This window comes from Fodinibius roseus, from assembly GCF_900129315.1.
In the GTDB taxonomy this organism is placed as follows: domain Bacteria; phylum Bacteroidota; class Rhodothermia; order Balneolales; family Balneolaceae; genus Fodinibius; species Fodinibius roseus.
The window spans coordinates 1-20618 of the sequence record NZ_FQUS01000006.1 but is presented as its reverse complement, the minus strand read 5'-3'; the positions used below and the strand labels follow the sequence as shown (position 1 = coordinate 20618).

Here is a 20618-nt window from a genome sequence, read left to right as displayed (position 1 = left end):
TCCGGCCATCCATATACACTTCACCCCGGAAGCCATAAAATGTACTCAACGTTTTTTAACCCTCAGGATGTTAACCACACATCCTGCAGAGATAGGATCAGGATGTATACCCGACTTCGCGGGGACAGCCCCCCCTTTATCCGCTCGATAGCTTTATGTATATTCGTACTCATATTTTGAACGCTATGAGCCCATGGATAAGGAATTTGTTACACATTCCCCGGAAGAAACCATTGCAGCCGGACGCCGGTTCGCCGCCCGGCTGGAGGCGGGGGATGTGGTTTGCCTGGCAGGGGGACTCGGAGCCGGCAAGACCCACCTGGTCAAGGGCATTGCAGCGGGACTGGCGATCGATCCGGACCGCGTGCAGTCCCCGACCTATACCCTTATCCACGAGTACGAGGGGGAAGGAGGACTGGTGCTCTATCATTTTGACTGCTACCGGATGAGCTCCCCGCAGGAGGCCCGGGAGATCGGGGCGGAAGAATATTTTTACGGGGAGGGTATCTGTGTCATTGAGTGGCCCGAACGCATCGCCGCGCTGATCCCCCCTGAAGCGCTTTGGATATCGATCACCGCGCCGGATAAGAAAACACGAAAATTTGTCACTGGAAAAAAGAGTTTGTAATCCCGTATATTCAGGAGTTATGGCAACGAAGAAAAGACTTTCATATCGACTCGACCGGCTGCCGGTTATCTATCCCTTTAACCGCCGCGCGGATAACAATATCCAGCTGGGCGACCTGGTGTATTACGGACCCAGTCCCGAATATTACGGCATCGGCGAGGTCGTCCGCTGCGTGGAAGGGCACTGTATTGTCGATTTCAGGGGCACGGGTATGCTGAATATCGAAAAAGACGCGTTGGCGATGAAATACCTCATTCCCATCCACAAGCTGAACCTTGGACATATCCTGAAGAGTACGTGATCGGGATTGGTGTGAGTCCCGCCAGAGGTGGCATATTCCCCTACCTACTGTATCATTCGGTGATCTCCCTGCTGAACTCCGTCTCTTCCAGTACACCCACTCCCTTCTCTCCCTTTCCCACGCGTCCCGCCAGCCACAGCAGAATACTGACCGCCAGTCCCGGGTAAAAAGGCTCCATGCCCAGGAAGGTATAGTCGTACTCCGTGGTGCTGGTAAGGGTACCGAGGACGAGCCAGCCCAGAGACACCCCGATGCTGATGATCATCGTGGGCAGTACCCAGCCCGCCCGGAGGGAGAAATAGCGCAGATAAACCCCCAAAACAGGGATCAGAAGTCCCGGAAGCATCACCGATCCGATGACGTACCACAGGTCGATGACGCTGGGATACACGATGATAAGCAGGATCCCGAGGACCGCCGCGATGACCGTGCTGATGCGCGTCAGCGTATTGTTTTTGACCGAAGGAAAGTGCTTCGCCAGGAGATCGCGTCCCAGGGTCTGTCCCGACAAAAACAGGTAGCTGTCCAACGTAGACATGATCGTTGCCAGCAGGGCCACGAAAAACAGCCCCTTGAAGCCGAGCGGTAGAATCTCATTGGCCAGATAGGGATACACCATCACCGGTTCCGCCAGGTCGGGCCCCAGTATCGCCCACCCGTAGATGCCGCTGAACATTGTCAGGAAATCAAAGATCGACCATAGAAGAATGGAGACAAAGATCCCTTTTCGGGCCGTAGCGGGACTTTTGGCTGCGGCGGCACGCTGGTGGAAGCTGGGATCGACGAACGTCCAAAGCGCAATAAAGAACCAGACCAGGATATACTGCAGATCCTGTCCCCCGGTAATATCGCGGTAGCTGGCCGGCATATGCTCCCAGAGGGAATGTAGTCCCCCAAAATTCATTCCGGCGAAGATCAGCAGGCCGATAAAGCCGCCGAACATGAGCACAATCTGAAGCATGTCGGTATGTACCACGGCACTGAACCCGCCGAAAATGACATACGCCACCGAAAAAAAAGCTACCGCGCCGGCATACCACAGGAAATCTCCCGTTCCCCCGGTTAAATACTGAAAAATGAGTCCCAGCATCAGGATATACGGGGCCGGACTGACGAGGATAAAGATGGGGAAGGCGGAAAACTGTCCCGCTCGCTCCCCGTAGAAATTGCCCACCGCCTCCGGCAGCGAGAGTGCCTTGTTCATACGAATCTTGCCCGCCAGCAGCCATGCAAACAGGGCCGAGAAGACGTAGAAAGGAAAGCCGAAGAGCAGCCACTGCGAGATGCCAAACTGGTAGCTGTATTCACCCACGCCCAGGATGCCGCCGTACCAGGTGGAAACCAGGGTGGCGACAAAGGCGGGCAGACTCATTTTGCGCCCCGACAACAGAAATGTTTCCTCATCCGTCTCCTCCCAGTCCCGCTGCCAGGTCAGGTAGATCAGAAAAATAAAATAGAGCGAAATGATCGCCCAGTCGATGAGTTTAAATTCGAGATCGGTCAACGGTGGTGACGAATAAGATTACGCCCGGCTCACTCAAAAGCTGTGAGGTCTTACGCGCGATTAGATTCTGGTGAATATTCAGGTTAAAGTTAGGATAAAATTGCATAGTAATGCGATCTGAATTCCGCGTTTTTTTCCTCCACCTATAAGCCTCAGGCATTTTCGCGGATGGTCGTAATCAGCGTTTCAAAGGCATCCGTCTTTGTCAGGTAGTCGGAAGCCCCGGCGCTTTTCATGTTTTGGATCACTTCCTGGCTGTTGTGGAGGGATAAGCCGATGATTCGTGTATCGCGCCCGGAGGCAATAATTTGTTGTGTGGCCTCAATACCATCCATTACGGGCATATTTACATCCATCAGTATGACATCGGGAGACTTCTCATCGGCCAATTTCACTGCTTCCCGGCCATTGGACGCTTCTGCGACAATGACGATATCCTCCTGTTTTTCTATCATAAGGCGAAATCCCCTGCGTACCATCTCATGATCATCCACGAGCATGACCCTGATTTCCTGTCCCGCAACGGACCGTTCCTTTTTTTTGTCGGGAGGTGGATCGGCTTCTCTTTCAGTCCCAGCCAGAGTCTCCTGTGCCGGCTGATCTTTCAGAGGGGCATACAGGATCGCTTTGGTCCCTTTTCCCGGTTTTGAAGTGATCTCAAAGGCACCTCCCTGCCAATTCATCCGCTCCTGTATATTAAACAGGCCAAATCGTCCTTCTTCCGTAGACTTCAGCAGATGCTCATGGATGTCAAACCCTTTGCCCTTATCCCTGATCGTAACACTCACATGCTGATCCATGCGCTGGATATGCATTCGGGCTTCCCGGGTGTCCGCATGCTTGATCACGTTGAGCAACAGCTCTCGTACCGATTGATGGAGCGTTGAACGGACCTGCTTATCGACCGGTTTGGGTTTCCCGTCATCGTTAACCTCAATGTCAAGCCCCTGTTTCTCCATTTTATTCGCGGTCCATTGCAGTACTTCGGTGACATTTTCCTTGTGGAGAACGGGTGGCGGTTTCAGTTCCACCATCAGGTTCTGGTTATAGGCCAGGGCATCATTCACTATTTCTCTTAATACCCGCAGCTCCTCCGGGTGACCCTCCGAAAAGTGGTTACGCCGTAATCTGTCGACCTGCATTTTAGCGATGCTAAGCATTTGCCCCAGATTATCATGAAGCTCGGCGGCCAGCCGCTGCCGTTCCTGCTCTTCCGCTTCGTTCAGCCTGGAGGCAAGGGACTGCAGCTTTGTCTGATACGACCGCAATTCCCCGGTTCTTTTTTCCACCCGTTTTTCCAGGGTGTCGTTTATGGCCTGCAGCTTTTCTCTGGCATGGTGACGTTCGGTCAGATCCACGCCCTGGGCAAATATTCCGTTTACCGAACCGTCGGAATCACGAAGGGGTTGACATACCAGGTCGAGATACCGCGTTTCCAGTCCCCCGCCGGACTCCGGCTGACGATTAAGCTTGATGGGGATATCGGTCATGACTGACGGCTTGCCCGTCTCATATACGTGGTCCAGCATTTTTAAGAACCCTTGACCTTCTACCTCCGGCAGCACTTCCCCGACCGGCCGGCCTATGATCTCCCGGTTTTCTCCCACCAGCTTCCTGTATAACTCATTGGCCCGTTCGAACACATGATCAGGTCCCCGCAGGATGCACATAAAGGAGGGAGCGTGCTGAAAAATGTCAGATAGCCGCTCACGCTCCGTTTGTACCTCCCGCAGCAACCGCTCGTGTTCTTTATCGCGATACTTCTGCTCCCCGTTCGTAGCCTTTTTGATTCCGGTTGCCAGGATAAAAACGCCGCCCACAGTCCCCTCGCCATCCGGAACAGGGTTAAACGATACCTCAGCATGGCGCTGGTTGAAAGCGGAAAAGGAAAGTGAGTCATTGTCCGAGGACACACCCTCCCCGGTAGAACGCGCCTTCCGGATACAGGAAGCAAAGTCCGGCCACTTGTCTTCCATTCTCTGCCGGGCCGGTTGTCCCAATGCGTACTCATCTCCTATATGATTGCTCCAGGCGTCATTACAAAAAAATACGTAGTTCTTACCCCAACAGATCCCGGCGGGGTCGTCCAACGCCAGGCAAATATTGAAAACCGAGCGCAGAGGGGCGGGCCACTCCTCTATGGCACCAAGGACGGTATTTGACCATTCCTGGTTGCGGAGTTTTTTGCTGATATCGCTGGACGTATAATCAATTTTGATCGTAGCAGCATTGCTCATACAGGAATCAGGTTTCTGAGGCAATAATTGACGTGTGATAATGAACACCTATCCAGGCAAACCGAAGTAATAAAAGCGGCTCATCTGCCTGTGGACACAGTTAGTTGCTCAGCTCTAATACTAACACTTCGCAAAACAAAACAGAATATGTTGAGTTTCAGGCAGTTTAAATAAAAATCTGTGTGTGTATCAGGATAGCTAATTCTGCTATCAGGCTTCTTGCTACCCTCCAGTACCCTAACATTCCTCGTAATCAGTTTGGTCGTCTTATATATTTAATAAAGTTGACATCCTTGTCGGCTATAAGCAATTCTTGTGTGCTTTTGGACTCATACACAGGTAAACCCAAGCCCGCGATTCATATCGATCCGCGCTTAATAGTGCCTTTAGAACGTAGTATTGCTTGCATAAGTATAACGTATGTAGCCGATAAATCAATAAGCTTAATCTTATTATTCAAAAGCGTCTTTTTCAAGGTCCGATCCACCGGTTTTCGAGCAAGTCATCCGGTCCGGTTCCCTATGCAGTTTTGTGTATGTACTGTCGGATGTTCCCTGTTACCTTGAGGATAAACTGAACCCAAAATGGACGTTTATCCGATGGATTGTCCTGCACAACACGCGGGCACAGCGGGCTGAAGCACCTTATTCTTGGTTCGGAAGCGGACAAAGTGGTACGTATTCGGCAAATCCAATGGTCGCGGTTGCGCCGGATTTTGTTTAGAATATGTAACCTGGGAACAGGATCAGCCGGGGCGAATATTGCTGTCCGGCTTTCCGTGGATGTCATAACACGAAGTTTTATTGTTTTTTAATTCAATATTCAGGTTTTATTTCCTTCATGTGTTACAACATTTGGGAAAGCCGCAAAATAAATTTGCCCGGTCCATTTTTTCATCAATAAATGATTGAATCATAATAAAATTCGAGTTATATTATCGTAAAATTGCGATAAACGATAAATACTATGGCTATTACGAAAGCAAAACTGTTTGATACCTCCCGCAAACGTAGTGCGGAGCTGATGAAAGCCCTTGGTCATCCGGCGCGAATTGCCATTATCGAGTTGCTGGCTGAGCGTAATACGTGTATCTGTGGAGATATAACGGAAGAATTGCCGCTGGCACAGTCGACGGTTTCACAACATTTAAAGGCACTGAAAAATGCCGGAATCATTAAGGGAGAAGTAGACGGGGTGCGTACCTGCTACTGCCTGAATTCCGATGGAATTGTTGAATTGAATGACCTGTTGACACCGCTGGTTAAAAATTTGAAAACCGCAACGCAAGAACAATGCTGCTGATATGAATACGGACCATAAAACCGCCGAAGATCTTAAGGAAACAGTCAGAAAGAAATACAGCCTAATAGGCGAGCAATCCACCTCTACCCCCGATAAAGAAAGTTCCTGCTGTGGCTCGGGAGAAGAAGTATATAGCGTTATGAGCGATGACTACAGCAAAGTCGAGGGATATAACAAGGAAGCCGACCTGGGACTCGGATGCGGCCTGCCCACCCAGTTTGCTAAAATCAGCGAGGGAGACACCGTCATCGATCTTGGATCCGGAGCCGGCAACGACTGTTTTGTGGCTCGACATGAAACAGGGGAAACCGGCAAGGTGATCGGTGTGGATTTTGCCGAGTCCATGATCGAAAAAGCCCGTAGCAATGCCGACAAGATGGGGTTTAATAACGTGGAGTTCCGGTATGGGGACATTGAAGAAATGCCCGTCCCGGATAACGCGGCCGATGTTATCGTCAGCAATTGCGTACTGAATCTGGTGCCGGATAAATCCAAAGTCTTCTCAGAAATTTTTCGAACGTTAAAACCGGGGGGACACTTTAGTATTTCGGATATTGTGCTGGAGGGAGATCTGCCTGATGCCATGCGCGAAGATGCCGAAATGTATGCCGGTTGTGTTTCAGGAGCCATCCGGAAGGAGGAATACCTCGGGTATATTAAAGCCCTTGGATTTGAAAATGTGACCATCCAGAAGGAAAAGCCTATTGTTATTCCCGATGAGATACTGGCCAACTATTTATCCGAAACAGAAATCGAAGAATTTAAGCATGGAGATCCCGGTATTTACAGTATTACGGTTTTCGGCCAAAAACCGGGTGGCGAGCCTGACTCCAAAAAATGGCAGCAAAAAACGGAGATGACAGGTGATGGTTCTGCATGCGGACCGGATTCCGGTTGCTGCTGATTTCACTGCTTATTTCCTTGCAGACCTCCTGAAATTGTATATCTCATGGCCGCAGCCCAGCTGCGGAACGAAGGGTAAATGCCGGATGCAACGATGAGCATTAGGGCCAGCCAAAATGTCGAACTGGATTAACAATTAATTATATGTATCCAAATTTAAAATCGTACATCCGGAATAGTAAGGTTAACGCACCGGGCATATCACAAGCACGGAAAGGTAAGCTGGCGCAGCTCGCTGGTTATATCCGAGCGAAAAAAGGATCCGGAGATCCGGCCAGGCTAACTTTTATTTGCACGCATAACAGCCGGCGAAGTCACCTCTGCCAGATTTGGTCAGCGGTAATGGCCGAATACCTGGGGCTGGATCATATTCAAACGTACTCCGGCGGCACTGAAGCCACGGCTTTTAATCCCCGTGCGGTGGCAGCCGTAGAGCGGGCCGGATTCAAGGTGGAAGACCCGGGCGGGGAGAATCCGCGCTACAACGTATTTTTTGACGAGAATAAGGAGCCGCTGGTCTGCTTCTCTAAAAGATTCGATGATTCCCATAATCCCCGGAGAAACTTTGCAGCTGTTATGACGTGCACCGATGCCGATGAAAACTGTCCGGTCGTTCCCGGAGCCGAAAAACGATTTTCCATTCCGTACGTCGATCCCAAAGAATCGGACGGTACGCCAGGGGAGATGGAAACCTACGACAAGCGCTGCCGGCAAATTGCGATGGAAATGTTTTATCTGATGTCGCAAGTGTGAGATTGCATTTCCGATACGCATTTCATGACATGCTGAATTTGATTGAGTAGCTAAAATTGAATGTAATAACTGATTTTCAGAATACTTTTTACCAGAAAACAATAAATACGAATGAGTACACCTGCACCAACCAAAAAAATGAGTTTCCTCGATCGATACCTGACGCTTTGGATTTTTGTTGCCATGGCTATTGGAGTGGCGATCGGGTATTTCATACCGTCTACCTCGGGATTCATCAATTCCTTCAGCAGCGGATCCACCAATATTCCCATTGCCATCGGACTGATTTTGATGATGTATCCGCCGCTGGCCAAAGTGGACTACAAGCTGCTTCCGAAGGTTTTTAAGGATGTGAAAGTGCTCAGTATTTCGCTGGTACTAAACTGGATTGTGGGTCCGGTGCTGATGTTTGCGCTGGCCGTTATCTTTTTGCAGGATTACCCGGAGTATATGGTGGGACTGATTCTCATTGGGCTGGCCCGCTGCATCGCTATGGTGTTGGTCTGGAACGACCTGGCCGAGGGCAGCAGTGAATACGGGGCCGGGCTGGTTGCGCTGAACAGTATCTTTCAAGTCTTTGCTTATAGTTTCTATGCGTGGATTTTCATCACCAAACTACCACCGCTGCTCGGTTTCGAGGGGGCCATCGTTGATATCTCCATTTATACGGTAGCCGAAAGTGTGGCCATTTACCTGGGAATTCCCTTCCTGGCCGGCATGATCAGCCGGTTTGGACTGGTCCGCCTTAAAAGCAGGAAGTGGTACGAAGAGACCTTTTTGCCGGCTATTTCACCGGTAACGCTTATTGCGCTGCTGTTTACCATTGTGGTGATGTTCAGCCTCAAGGGAGAACTTATTGTTCAGATTCCGATGGATGTGGCCCGCATCGCCGTACCGCTGTTAATCTATTTTGTACTCATGTTTTTCATTGGGTTTGCGGTGAGCAGAATGATGGGCGCCGAGTACGACAAGAATGCCTCCATTTCGTTTACGGCCGCCGGCAATAATTTTGAGCTGGCTATCGCCGTTGCCATTGCGGTATTTGGGCTCAACAGCGGTCAGGCCTTTGCCGGGGTGGTGGGACCTCTTATTGAAGTTCCGGCATTGATAGCACTTGTGAACGTAGCGTTTTGGCTCAGGGATAAATACTACAAAACCGCGTCAGCGCCCGCCTACCGGGATTAGATGACGTTCCGATCATTTTATTTTTGTGATCTTGAAGCGTGTACTTTTTTTATTTCTGATAGTGCGGATCTTTTCTATGCTTGACAGAAAATAAAATTTAGACCCTGCATTATATTATTTCGTTTATCAAGAAATCATACAGCGGACAGAAGGCTTTGTAAATCGGTTTTTTCTAACCTCTTAATAATTGCGCTTTTCAAATTCTAACATATACTCAATATGCTGCAGTTTTAAAACCCTCTGGTCTTGACCAAAAATCCTTGTTTCACACAACCTTCTGGTAATATTACCTTATTGTAATGTTTAACGTATATTTTTTCATAATTATAAAACAAGTAGCATATTGACCGCTAATGTTTTGACAGTAAAATTAAAGATTTGTCCGCATGGCACATTTTTCAAACAATAGCGAGCCTTCAAAACGCATAGCAGCTATTGATTTAGGCACCAATTCTTTCCACGCGATTATTATGGATATCTATCCCGATGGCAGCTATCGCAGGATGGATAAGCTAAAAGAGATGGTATTGCTGGCTGAAGGAGGTATGAGGAATATGCTTTCTAAAGAAGCCATGAATCGGGGAATTAAAGCGCTGGAGAAAATAAAGTTTTTATGTGATAATCTTGAAGTAGAAGAGATTCTGGCATATGCCACCAGTGCAATCAGAGAAGCTGAGAACGGAGGAGCATTTATACAGCGATCTATTGATGAGGTGGGTATAAAACCACTTGCTATATCGGGAAGCAGAGAGGCAAATCTCATCGGGCAGGCAATTCAACACGCGGTGACCCTGGATGAGCAGCCGGTATTAATGGTAGACATCGGCGGGGGAAGTGTTGAGTTTATAATTGGAAACAAAGAGGAACTTTTTTTTAATGCCAGCTATAAAATCGGAGCCGCCCGTATGGCTACTTCGGTACAGCAACATGATCCGGCAACAAAAAAGGATATCAGAAAGCTGGAAAAAATTTTTAAAGATGAGCTGAAAGAAGTGAGAAAGCTACTTAACCAGCACTCTGTTGACACTATTGTGGGCTCTTCGGGCACGATGGAAAATATTGCCGAAATGATTGCGGAACGGAAATCACTGAGTACCTCGCTATCTCTGAATGAGTTAGTATTTTCCGCTCAGGATTTTAATGAGTTCTATGACGACTTTATAACATTTGATCACGCTAAGCGCTCCAAACTTGACGGGCTTGACAAGAAAAGAATCGATATTATCATTCCCGGCGTGGTATTATTGCGATATTTGATGAAGTCCTTTGGCATTGAAAAAGTCCGTATTTCAGAGGATGCTTTGCGTGAAGGCATGATCCTGGACCATATTCACCAGGAGAAGCATAATATAGACATAGAACTCAAATCTTATTTTCCCAACCCACGTCGCAGAAGCGTTTTTGAGCTCCTTATAAAATGTGACTGGCATGAAGACCATTCGCGACATGTAACCTCTATAGCTTTAAAAATATTTGATGTTCTACGTAACGAATTAGATTTCAATGATAATGATCGGGAACTGCTGGAATACGCCTCGCTCATGCATGATATTGGGTACTATATTTCACACCGAAAACACCACAAACACGCTTTGTATTTGATCCGTTATGCCGATCTCAGAGGATTTAAGGAAGAGGAAATTGAAGTTATGGCTAACGTTGCTCGTTATCATCGACGGTCAACGCCTAAAAAACGCCATAAACGATATCGCAAGCTTGACAAACCACTCAGAAAAAAAGTTAAAAAACTATCCGGAATTTTGCGCATTGCGGATGGCATGGATCGGAGTCATTATCAGAACGTAAAGCATGTGGATATTGAAATAGGGGAAGAAGAAATTAACATTGCGTTGACCACAGAGTCGGATCCCCAGCTGGAAATTTGGGGCGCAATGCGAAAAAGCACATTATTTGAAGAGGTTACGGGTCGCACCCTCATTATTACGGCCAAAAGCCGGGAGGCGGTCAGCTAAAAGAATAAATTTGCAGAGGCAACATTGACAGTGTCCTCCCTGTATTAACTTATCATTAATTTTTCTGAAGCGGCCTTATATCTGTCTTATTCTGCCTATATTTACGTTTAATTAATGATTACTGCCATGTCTGAGTTTACCGCCAAAGAAGTCGCTGTATATTTATATAATGAAATCAAACGGTTGCATACGTTAACACACTCAGCGGCTGCAAAAAAAATTGAAGAAACATTTAACGGTTCTTTCCTGGTTCAATCGGAGAATGGCAATAAAGCACTTCCTGAAGAAGTTTTGAGTCATTTAAAGGGTCTTTCCTCACAGGATATTACCTGGAATCCCGGCAGGCAGGCATGGATATTTAAGGGGTCGGCACCCGACACAAAAGAGATCGAACGCCCGCCTCAAAACTTTGAAATTCCGACATCCGTTAAAGCACAGGAGGTCCCCGAAAATGCTTCTGTTGACGATTCCTCCCTTTATTTGAATCGCGAGCTGGGCTGGCTGGACTTTAACTGGCGCGTATTGGCGCAGGCTATGGATGATCGGCACCCGCTTTTGGAACGCGTCCGGTTTTTAGCGATTACGGCAAGCAATTTGGACGAGTTCATACAGAAGCGGGCAGGGGGCTTGAAACGACAAAAAGCGGCGGGAATTTTTGATTTGAGTCCCGACGGCCGAACCGCTGAATCCCAGTTAGGGCTGGTACAGCGCGAAGCGGGTAAGATGCAGCAGAGCATGTTGAGGGTATGGAATAACGAATTGCGTCCGCTACTGGAGGAGAATGCGGGTGTCAGGATCAGTTTTTACAAGGATCTCACCAAGAAACAGCGGGAAACGCTCGACCATTACTTTATAGAGCATATTTATCCCACCTTGACGCCCCTGGCCGTGGACCCGGGTCATCCTTTTCCATTCATTTCCAATTTGAGCCTGTCTCTTGCGGTAAAATTAAAGCATCCGAATCGTGAGGCCTTCAATTTTGCCAGGGTTAAGGTTCCCTCCAATCAGCCGCGGTGGATTGAGTTGGAAAGTGACTCCTACGCTTATTTATTTGTCCCCGTAGAGGAAATTATAAGACAGAATATTGAGCGGTTATTCCGAGGTATGAAGGTAGATAGTACCTGCGCGTTTCGAATTACCCGGAATGCGGATCTTCGCCGCAATGAAGAGGAGGCGGAAGATTTGCTTTCCATGATGTCGGATGAGTTGCGCGAGCGACGATTTGCTGAAGTAGTACGTTTAGAAGTCGAAGACGACGTCGATCCCAATGTATTGGAGCTCCTTAAAAACGAGCTGCAGCTTAGTGACAATACAAACGATATCATATACCAGGAGGGGATGCTTGACCTCAGTGCCTGCTTTACATTAGCTGAGTTGAAGATTCCCTATCTAAAATATAAGCCCTGGAAGCCGGTAATACCGAGGCCGCTTTATCACGAGGAAGAAACCGGAGAAGAACAGACCGTTTTTGACGTCATAAGTAAAGGAGACCTGCTGGTTCACCACCCGTACGAATCATTTTCAGGCAGTGTGCGCCGGTTGATTGAAGAAGCGGCTGACGATCCCAAAGTTATTGCAATCAAGCAAACGCTTTATCGCACGTCGGACGATTCTCCCATTGTAAAGGCGCTTATTCGAGCGGCGGAGAAAGAGAAGCAGGTAGCGGTACTGGTTGAGGTGAAGGCGCGATTCGATGAGGCCAGCAACATCGAGTGGGGTAAAAAACTCGAAAATGCGGGGGTGCATGTGGCTTATGGCCTTGTGGGGCTAAAGACGCACGCAAAAGTGGCCCTTATAGTCCGGGAAGAAGGGGATAAACATGTCACCTACTGTCATATCGGAACGGGAAATTATCATATTCATACGGCTGAAATTTATACCGACCTGGGACTGTTGACCAAGGATCCTGTTTTAGGCCATGATATTTCCAACTTATTTCATTATTTGACCGGTTATGCTCCCGATCAGCATTACGAAAAACTTCTGGTAGCCCCGATGTATCTTCGGGAATCTTTTTATGAGCTTATTGACCGGGAGATCGAACATGCCAAAGCGGGCAAAGAAGCTCGTATTATTGCAAAAATGAATGCATTGGATGACATTTCCATCATCCAGCGATTGTATAAGGCATCCCAGGCCGGAGTAAGAATTGATTTGATTGTTCGGGGGCATTGCCGACTGCGGCCGCAGCTTGAGGGATACAGTGAAAATATACATGTGTTGAGTATTATCGGTCGTTTTCTCGAACACGACCGCATCTATTATTTTGAAAATGAAGGGTCTCCTCAGGTTTTTATTGGAAGTGGAGACTGGAGGTACCGGAATATGGACGAGCGAGTGGAGGCCATAGTGCCCATCACGCTGCCCAAGTTAAAAAGCCGTATTGTCGATATTCTTTCGAATGCGTTGCAGGATAACCGGTTAGCGTGGGATATGCATGCCGATGGAAGTTACAGACAAAGGCAGCCCGGAAATGAGGAAGTACATAATTTTCATAATGTGATGATGGACGATACACAGAAGTGAAGTTGCTACATTTTCAAGCTTACCTCCTGCTTTTTTAATGGCTTTTTCCATGATTTCGATACCGTACTTTGTTTATCCATCTGTACTATACAGACTTAACCCGGTATCGCTTTTGGACCGTACCGCTGGCTGCTGTAAACACTTCAATCAGCTCCAAGGGCTGTTCATTTCCTTTATTACCGAACAGTGGTATTCCACTTCCAAGTAGAATTGGGATTACGGTAATCGTCAGTTCGTCGATCAACTTCGCTTCAAGAAATCGTTGAATCGTTATTCCACCGTCTATATACAGATGTTTCTTCCCTTCCTCAGCAAGCTTTGCTGCTATTTCATGAGGTGTTGCGGATTCAAATCTCACTTTTCCCGTTAAATGTTCCGGCGGTGTCAGATCTTGTGTCGTCAATACAATAACTTCGGTGCCCTCATAATACCATTCATCGAATGTCAATACCTTCTCGTATGAATGACGGCCCATAACAATGGCATCTACAGTCGAAATGAATTCAGCGTAGACCAAGCCAACATTTGCCGCATCCTCATACTCGGATCTAAGAAGCCACTTAATGTCTCCATCAGGTTTTGCAATAAAACCGTCAGTACTGGTGGCAATGTAAACTGAGCATTTCATTTGTGTTTGTAGTATTTAGTCGAATAACGATATTGCACTACAGCTGCAGGCGCAACAGCGTTGATTCGTTTGGAAAATGAAAGATTAACTAAAAAATGGGAGGCGGGCAAGAGGCGGCGGGATATATTTTAGGGACAAAACCAATGCAGGTTTAAACATTCGTCACGGAGGCCTCTATTGAAGGACTCAATATGCGGATTGCCGGTAGATTTTTCCGGTCGGGAGAAGTCCAGGGTCACTCCGTAGTTGTAAGCCCACTGGTCCAAAGCTTTGGAGCTAAAGTGGGTAGGCATGTTGCTTGCTACAATAAATTTAGCTCGATAGTCATCCATAAAAAAGTACATTAAAATCAATGAAAGCTTTTTTAAAAGGCTTCTTATATAGTGCTTTTATTTAATAAATACGGAAAATTAGTCCAGGATAAACGAGAAGTACCCTTTGCCATACCCGACGACATCGCCAATCCATTTGATGGGATTATAAAATCGAATGGTTCTTCGAAACTATTAAAAGCTGGGCGTTCCGGAAGTAGAAAGATTACATCAAAAAAATTGCTTGGCCCTGGTTATTTACTGATAGATGTAGGTCGAAATAATCCAAAAGGAATTATCTATAAAGCCATAGATTTACGAGAGCAGGACTCGGTAGGTATTTAGTTCATCGCGATCTTACCCCTTCTAATTTGATCGTGAATAAGAGCAAGGTTTGGATAACAGATTTTGAACTCACCTATCGGTTAGATAATTCCAAACCTTGGTTTAAATTGGGGACACCGGGCTTTATGTCACCCCAACAGGAGAATGATGAACCACCAGTGGTTGAGGATGATAAATATTCTTTAGGTTGTGTGATGTTACTGATCGTAACGGGTATTGAACCGAGACGTTTTTTGTATGCTGAAAAAGGTAATGGTTTCGTTTCTTTCAGGCAATTGCGTGATGATGGTTCGTGGAGCATGCCAGAAGGTATAGAAAATACTGCAGGAAAGACTTTTACAGGTTTTGCACACGGGGTAAGTGGAATTGTTTATTTTTTGATTGGACATTTCGGTAGAACCCGAGATAGCCAAACTAAAGCAGCTTATGAACGTGGTTTGAGCTGGCTTTTTAACCAAATGAGTAAGCATAAAAGTAAATCATTTGTGTCATGGCCCTACAGTGCTGATTCTCCTTCTGAAGAGTGGAAATGGTGGTGTCACGGCTCCCCGGGTATTGCTTTAACGTTTCTCAGGTTATATGAAGTGACACGTAATGATTTGTATGCTGAAATTGCAGCTAAAGCGCTGTACGTTCACCCACCGGATATCAGATATATTAATTTAAGCCAATGTCACGGTCTCAGCGGAATAGGCGAAATTTATTTAGAGGCGTATCGAGTATTGGGAGATAAAGAATGGGAAATAAGGGCAGATAATATCGCTTCAGTACTATTTAATTTTAGAAAAAATATTGATAAGGGAGTCGTGTGGGCAGTGCAAGATACCAACGTAATTACGGCAGATTTAATGATTGGTTGTTCAGGGATAATTCATTTTTTCCTGAGGTTGGTTTTAGGTGGTCAGGAAATAGGGTTCCCAATGTTGCCTGAACCACTTGATAGCTCCAATTCCCGGTAACTGTAATAAATTGGTATAAATTTGAAATTATTCGCCAGTACTTTGATAACGCATTGTTTCTTACGCTTTGTATAACTAAAATTAAGATACATATATAGGAATATGCTGTCTTCTCCGTAAGCGTGGAGCTATTATATTGCTATAATTAAATTGATAATTCAGAGGATATAAGCTCATAAGCAGGCTGAGTGGGTAGCATATGAGTTGACCGCGTCCGAGGCAGACGGAACTGTTGATCGCACCGATGATTATAGGGAAGATCCAAGCATACCCACCGGGTCGGCCTCGCTCTCGGATTACCGGTACTCGGCATATGATCGAGGCCACCTCATTCCCGCCGGGGACGGGCGATGGTCGCAAGCGGCCATGAGCGCCACTCACACTGTGCTATATAATTATTATAATATTCTAATATGAACAAATGTAATTTTACAAGGCAAGAATTCATTACGTCACTTTCTGCACTCTCTTTGGGAGCTATCCTTCCAAAAAATTTTTCTTTCCAAGAGTTTAAAATCGTAAATAAGGAGGATAGTGAACGTATCAAAAACTATAATCTGAAGACAGGAGAAAAGAATGATTGGCAGGTAGGTATTGGTAAAAGAGTTATTACCCCCAAAAAGAAAGTGTGGCTGGCCGGGTATAGCGGAGCCCGGATTCCGTATGGTAAAATTCATGATATTTATGTGAAGGTCATGGCGCTTAAAAGTCCGGATGGAAAGCGGGTAGTCATGGCAACGACCGATAACCAGGGGATGTCGAAAACAGTTTATAAGAGCATATATCGAAAAATTTATCAATATTTCAGGCTGGAACGTTCGGAGTTTATGCTAACCTTTTCACATAATCATTCCGGCCCTCGTCTCACGGATGACCTCAGAGATTATTACCCTGCCGACGAGGATCAACAGGAACTGGTGAGGGAGTATTCTGACTGGATGGGTGATCAGGTTGTTGAGGCCGTGGGCGAAGCCTTGGAGAATTGGCAGGATGCTCAGCTTTTCAAAGGAGAAGGTCATTGTTCATTTGCTGTAAACAGGCGGGAAAATAAAGAGTCTGAGGTGGCACAGTTAAAAGCTGAAGGCAAACCTCTTAAAGGAGCTGTCGACCATTATGTGCCTGTGCTGGCCGTTAAAGGGACGCGTGGAAATCTCATCAGTGTTTTATTCGGTTATGCCTGTCATCCCACGACTCTTTCCTTCAACACATGGAGTGGTGATTATCCCGGGTATGCGCAAATTAATATCGAGACAAATCATCCGGGAACGGCTGCTATGTTTTTCAATGCCTGTGGAGGAGATCAAAATCCACTGCCGCGACGAAAGGTAGCATTATGTGAACGCTACGGCAAAATGCTGTCTGATGCTGTAGAAGAAGTCCTTGCACAACCGATGGAACCGGTGACCTCAACTGATCTTGTGACAGCATTTGAGTATGTTAATTTGGATTATGAAGAGATTGTAACCAGAGACAAATTACTCCCAATAGCAAACGGTTCTAGCAAGCTGCATGCGCGATGGGCTCACAGAATGTTAGAAGAGATTGACGAGGGTGTAGCCTTTCCGACCTCGTACGCTTATCCGGTACAAGCTTTTCAGTTTGGTAAAGAGTTATTGCTCATTGGAATGGGCGGTGAAGCAGTGGTAGATTACTCCCTTCGCTTTAAAAAAGAATTCAGTAAGCAAACGACCTGGGTCTGTGGTTATGCGAATGAAATGGCAGCCTATATACCTTCCCGGCGTGTCTGGGAAGAGGGAGGTTATGAAGGAGGGCCTCATCTTGATGAGTATGGTCACCCCGCCTGGCGGTGGGCAGGGAATGTAGAAGAACGTATAGTGGATGGAGTACATCAACTGGTTAGACAAGTTCAAAGAAATTAGGTGAGAAAATATTTATGAACCAAACAACTTTTGACAGGCGGGAGTTTATTACACGAGTGGCAAAGAGCACTGCAGGACTTGCCGTGGGCGGGCCGTGGCTTTTTGCTAAAGGGGACAGATCCACAGATGAGGTATATACAGAACCTCTGTTTGACTGGTCCCCGTGGGAGCGTTATCGAGACAGCATGCCGCATCCGGGTTTGACCATTAAAGAAAGAGACTTGCAGTATGCCCGCGAAAATATTCAGCGCTACGACTGGGCGCGCAACTATGCGAGCAATATCGAAAGGACGGTCCGGTTTTACTTAAAGCATATCGATACCGATTTTTTGGATAATCTCATAGAAGAGACCACCCCCGGATATACTCTCTGGACTCCCTGCCCTTCCTGCCGGGATCAGGGGTATCCCGTGCATCCGCACGGTCTTTGGAATTGGGATATTATGGATCCGGAGGTGCTCACCTGCCGGCAGTGCGGGACGGTGTTCCCGAATGCGCACTATCCTGAAGATGTGGCACTTCACGCGAGCTGGGGCACGGCCCAAACCATTACCTACTACGGCGGGGAACCGTTTGAAATGTTTGGATTTAAGGCCGGCCGCCCCAGTTTTACCGCCAACATTCGAGCCCGCAAGGTCCAGTGGGCGGCCAGTTATAGCCGGATGCTGGCCGAGGCATATGCTCTTACGGGTACTCCCGAATTTGCTTTGGCCTGCAGAAAGATACTGTTGCGGTTTGCCGCCTGCTTCCCCAATTGGCTGGTTCACGTGGGCTATGGCGAATATGCCGACATGGATCCCAAAATAGCGTCCCTGCATATCAACGATCTGCCCGAGCCGGAACTAACCCCACCGCCCAACGAGCCAGACTACAGCCTGTGGACCGGTTATTGGAGCGCCGGACGTGCTATTGGCAGAGGCTATGATTCGGAATTTGTGCGTAAAGTTGTGGAGGCCTATGACCTGAGCTGCACGGCCAAAGACAAAGGGGGCAAGGCGATTTATTCGGAGGCCGACCGCATAGTCATTGAGCGCGACTTGCTGCTGGAAAGTACCATCTTGCTGGTGTGTGATAAAGAAATTAATAACAAGTCCATCAGCAACCGCACGGCAGTGGGTATGGTTGGGATGTGCGTAGGTCACCCGGGCATGGTTCGTTTTGGCCTGGAGGGGTTTGATCGCGCGATCAATGAGTGGTTTCTCAGCGATGGTACGAGCAGTGAATCCTCCTTTTATGGCTTGATGACCCTGGGAGGGATATGGGATATGGCCCAGGCCGCACGCGGCTATAGTGATCCCCCCGGCTTTGAAGAAGAGTCCGGCCGACGCATCGACTCGCTTGATCTGTATAGCGACAACCAGTATGAGCAGGTATGGGAGGCTTTTTTCCAGGGCTTGCAGGGCGATCTGCGGTATCCTCCTTATGCGGATGCCTTTCCGGCATCAGGCGGCCTCGATGCCTCCTATGTGGAACTGATGGTCGCCCATTACCCCAAACGGAAAAAGTATCTGGCTTTGCTCAAGCAACTCTGCGGGCAGCGGCTTGGCCTGCCCAGCGGCCCGGTCCCCGCCTCCTATTACGAGCAGGATCAAGAGCGATTAGAGTTGCTGACCATGACGTTCCCTTACGATCTTGCTCAACCCAATACTCCTTCTTCGATCTCGCTGTATTATCGCTCTCCGGATCTGGCAGATAAAAAGTCCGGGCAGTTGCGTTTCAAAGATTGGAATCCACCGGCCCTGCGCATAGGCCATATACGCACCGGAACCGACGGACGAGAAAGCTTGCTCCTATTAAATGCCAGCCATTGGGGTAACCATCATCACAAAGACAGTCTAAACCTGTACTACTGGAAAAACGGGCATGAATTGTTGTCCGATTTGGGCTACCTGTGGGATCACCCTCAGGAATTCAAGACCAGCCGCGTTCTCGCTCATAACACAGTCGTTATTGATGGGCAGGACCAAAGAGGCGATGGCCGTGGAGGGACTATGCATTTCTTTAAAACGTCCAACCATGTGAAAGTAATGGAAGCTTCATCGGAGGCATATGCCCAGGCCACGATGTACCGCAGAACCTGCGCTCTTATTGATCATGGAAAGGGGCGAAATTATATGGTGGATGTTTTCCGGGTCCAGGGGGGAGACCGGCAGGATTACGTAATCCACCTGAACAACCTGGAGGTTGATGTGAGTGGCTTAACACTGCAACCGGTGGCATCAGAACAACTATATGATTTTGACGGAATACGAAAGGGACAGAGCCAGGAGCCATGGAATCTGAAGTGGAACGCAGGTACCAACATGCGGGGGCAGGCCTGGATGATAGGCCAACCCGGAGAAGAATGTTATCTGGCGGAGGGATGGGGACAGCGGGATTGGCAAAACTCCGATGAGGGAACGCGTATTCCTTACGTCGTTCGCCGGTGCGAGGGAGGGGGGCTGAAGACCTTTGTTTCGGTATTTGAAGGATTTGATCCCGATGAACCGTTTGTTCGTGATGTCAGGTTCAACGAATCCACTGGCGTTCTCACTGTGGATACGGCCATTGGTTGTGACTACGTGATGTCTGCATTGGATGAAAGTATTTTGAAGATACCCGCAGCAGGTAAAAATAATACCATTAAGGCCCATTTTGGTGCTGCATCTGTGCAAGAGGGCAAACTTGCCTGGAAATTCACAGGATAAATATGATATCATTTTAATTGTCAGTGGATGAACCCTACTTCGGTCCTCACCGGATCCCAGGCAAACGTGGACGGGGTGCTTCGGGAGTGTAAACTAAACTCTGTCCGGGCTGTTTACTTTTCGTGGTTACGGATTACATCTAGTGGCAGCCGATCACCATATCGAATAGCCAGCTGCTGGTGGACAGGCCTCGGAGTGCTGCATTCGGGATCGGTCTGGACAGATCCAGTTGGTCATCCTGTCCTTCGATGGGCCAGGGGTTTATCTCGATAAGATTGGAAAGCAACTGATGAAATCTTCGGGCAATGGCCGACTAACTCACACTTTTACCGCAGAATTTTTATATATTATAAATTACTACAAATCTTTCGTATTAATTGTTACAAAAGAATACCACACTCATCAATTTATTTTGTTTTCAGACCAAGATATAGATGAGGAAGGGTACCAATCAAGGTTGCGATAGAAAGAAGGATAGCTTACACATGTTCTTTGC

General features: G+C 47.5%; 15 protein-coding genes and 2 pseudogenes. 13 read left to right on the top strand and 4 right to left on the bottom strand.

The window, feature by feature from the left end; genetic code table 11:
- Positions 1-193 precede the first annotated feature (193 nt).
- Positions 194-628: a tRNA (adenosine(37)-N6)-threonylcarbamoyltransferase complex ATPase subunit type 1 TsaE gene (gene tsaE / locus BUB16_RS06835; RefSeq protein WP_073061292.1), complete on the top strand. Its 435-nt coding sequence runs from the start codon at positions 194-196 to the stop codon at positions 626-628.
- A gap of 19 nt (positions 629-647) precedes the next feature.
- Positions 648-929 (top strand): hypothetical protein, encoded by a 282-nt coding sequence (locus BUB16_RS06830; RefSeq protein WP_073061289.1) that lies wholly within the window; start codon positions 648-650, stop codon positions 927-929.
- 52 nt (positions 930-981) lie between these two features.
- On the opposite strand, the gene BUB16_RS06825 is transcribed toward BUB16_RS06830, so the two are convergent.
- Positions 982-2433: a sodium:solute symporter family protein gene (locus BUB16_RS06825; RefSeq protein WP_073061286.1), complete on the bottom strand. Its 1452-nt coding sequence runs from the start codon at positions 2431-2433 to the stop codon at positions 982-984.
- A 152-nt stretch (positions 2434-2585) separates the two neighbouring features.
- Complete coding sequence (locus tag BUB16_RS22030) at positions 2586-4670, bottom strand: response regulator (RefSeq protein WP_073061283.1); 2085 nt, start codon at positions 4668-4670, stop codon at positions 2586-2588.
- Positions 4671-5636: 966 nt separating this feature from the next.
- Between BUB16_RS22030 and BUB16_RS06810 the strand changes: the two genes are divergently transcribed.
- From BUB16_RS06810 to ppk1, 6 genes are all read left to right on the top strand, one after another.
- The gene (locus tag BUB16_RS06810) at positions 5637-5972 is read left to right on the top strand and encodes an ArsR/SmtB family transcription factor (protein WP_073061276.1); all 336 of its coding nucleotides are present in this window, start codon (positions 5637-5639) and stop codon (positions 5970-5972) included.
- A gap of 1 nt (position 5973) precedes the next feature.
- Positions 5974-6876 (top strand): arsenite methyltransferase, encoded by a 903-nt coding sequence (locus tag BUB16_RS06805; RefSeq protein ID WP_073061273.1) that lies wholly within the window; start codon positions 5974-5976, stop codon positions 6874-6876.
- 143 nt (positions 6877-7019) lie between these two features.
- Entirely contained in the window at positions 7020-7628 is a 609-nt protein-coding gene (locus BUB16_RS06800) for an arsenate reductase/protein-tyrosine-phosphatase family protein (RefSeq protein WP_073061270.1), read from the top strand.
- A gap of 111 nt (positions 7629-7739) precedes the next feature.
- Positions 7740-8813: an ACR3 family arsenite efflux transporter gene (gene arsB / locus BUB16_RS06795; protein WP_073061267.1), complete on the top strand. Its 1074-nt coding sequence runs from the start codon at positions 7740-7742 to the stop codon at positions 8811-8813.
- A gap of 386 nt (positions 8814-9199) precedes the next feature.
- Complete coding sequence (locus tag BUB16_RS06790) at positions 9200-10786, top strand: Ppx/GppA phosphatase family protein (protein WP_073061264.1); 1587 nt, start codon at positions 9200-9202, stop codon at positions 10784-10786.
- A gap of 126 nt (positions 10787-10912) precedes the next feature.
- Positions 10913-13312 carry a polyphosphate kinase 1 gene (gene ppk1 / locus BUB16_RS06785; protein WP_084088117.1) on the top strand — a complete coding sequence of 800 codons (2400 nt, stop codon included), beginning with the start codon at positions 10913-10915 and terminating at the stop codon, positions 13310-13312.
- An 85-nt stretch (positions 13313-13397) separates the two neighbouring features.
- Here the strand turns inward: ppk1 and BUB16_RS06780 are convergent, their stop codons facing one another.
- Together BUB16_RS06780 and BUB16_RS06775 are read right to left on the bottom strand one after the other, a co-directional pair.
- Entirely contained in the window at positions 13398-13940 is a 543-nt protein-coding gene (locus BUB16_RS06780; RefSeq protein WP_073061261.1) for a dihydrofolate reductase family protein, read from the bottom strand.
- A gap of 137 nt (positions 13941-14077) precedes the next feature.
- Positions 14078-14227: pseudogene (locus tag BUB16_RS06775) on the bottom strand (integrase core domain-containing protein); the annotation flags it as partial.
- A 96-nt stretch (positions 14228-14323) separates the two neighbouring features.
- On the opposite strand from BUB16_RS06775, the gene BUB16_RS06770 reads away from it, so the two are divergent.
- From BUB16_RS06770 to BUB16_RS06750, 5 genes and pseudogenes are all read left to right on the top strand, one after another.
- Complete coding sequence (locus BUB16_RS06770) at positions 14324-14596, top strand: hypothetical protein (protein ID WP_073061258.1); 273 nt, start codon at positions 14324-14326, stop codon at positions 14594-14596.
- Positions 14597-14628: 32 nt separating this feature from the next.
- A complete protein-coding gene (locus tag BUB16_RS06765) occupies positions 14629-15555 on the top strand; it encodes a lanthionine synthetase LanC family protein (RefSeq protein WP_170864310.1) in 927 nt (308 codons plus the stop codon).
- Between the two features lie 189 nt (positions 15556-15744).
- Positions 15745-15972, top strand: a pseudogene (locus tag BUB16_RS06760) (DNA/RNA non-specific endonuclease); the annotation flags it as partial.
- On the top strand, positions 15969-17435 hold the full coding sequence (locus BUB16_RS06755; protein ID WP_084088094.1) for a neutral/alkaline non-lysosomal ceramidase N-terminal domain-containing protein: 1467 nt from the start codon (positions 15969-15971) through the stop codon (positions 17433-17435). The pseudogene BUB16_RS06760 and the gene BUB16_RS06755, both read left to right, overlap by 4 nt.
- Before the next feature lie 14 nt (positions 17436-17449).
- On the top strand, positions 17450-20122 hold the full coding sequence (locus BUB16_RS06750; protein WP_073061250.1) for a heparinase II/III domain-containing protein: 2673 nt from the start codon (positions 17450-17452) through the stop codon (positions 20120-20122).
- Positions 20123-20618 lie beyond the last annotated feature (496 nt).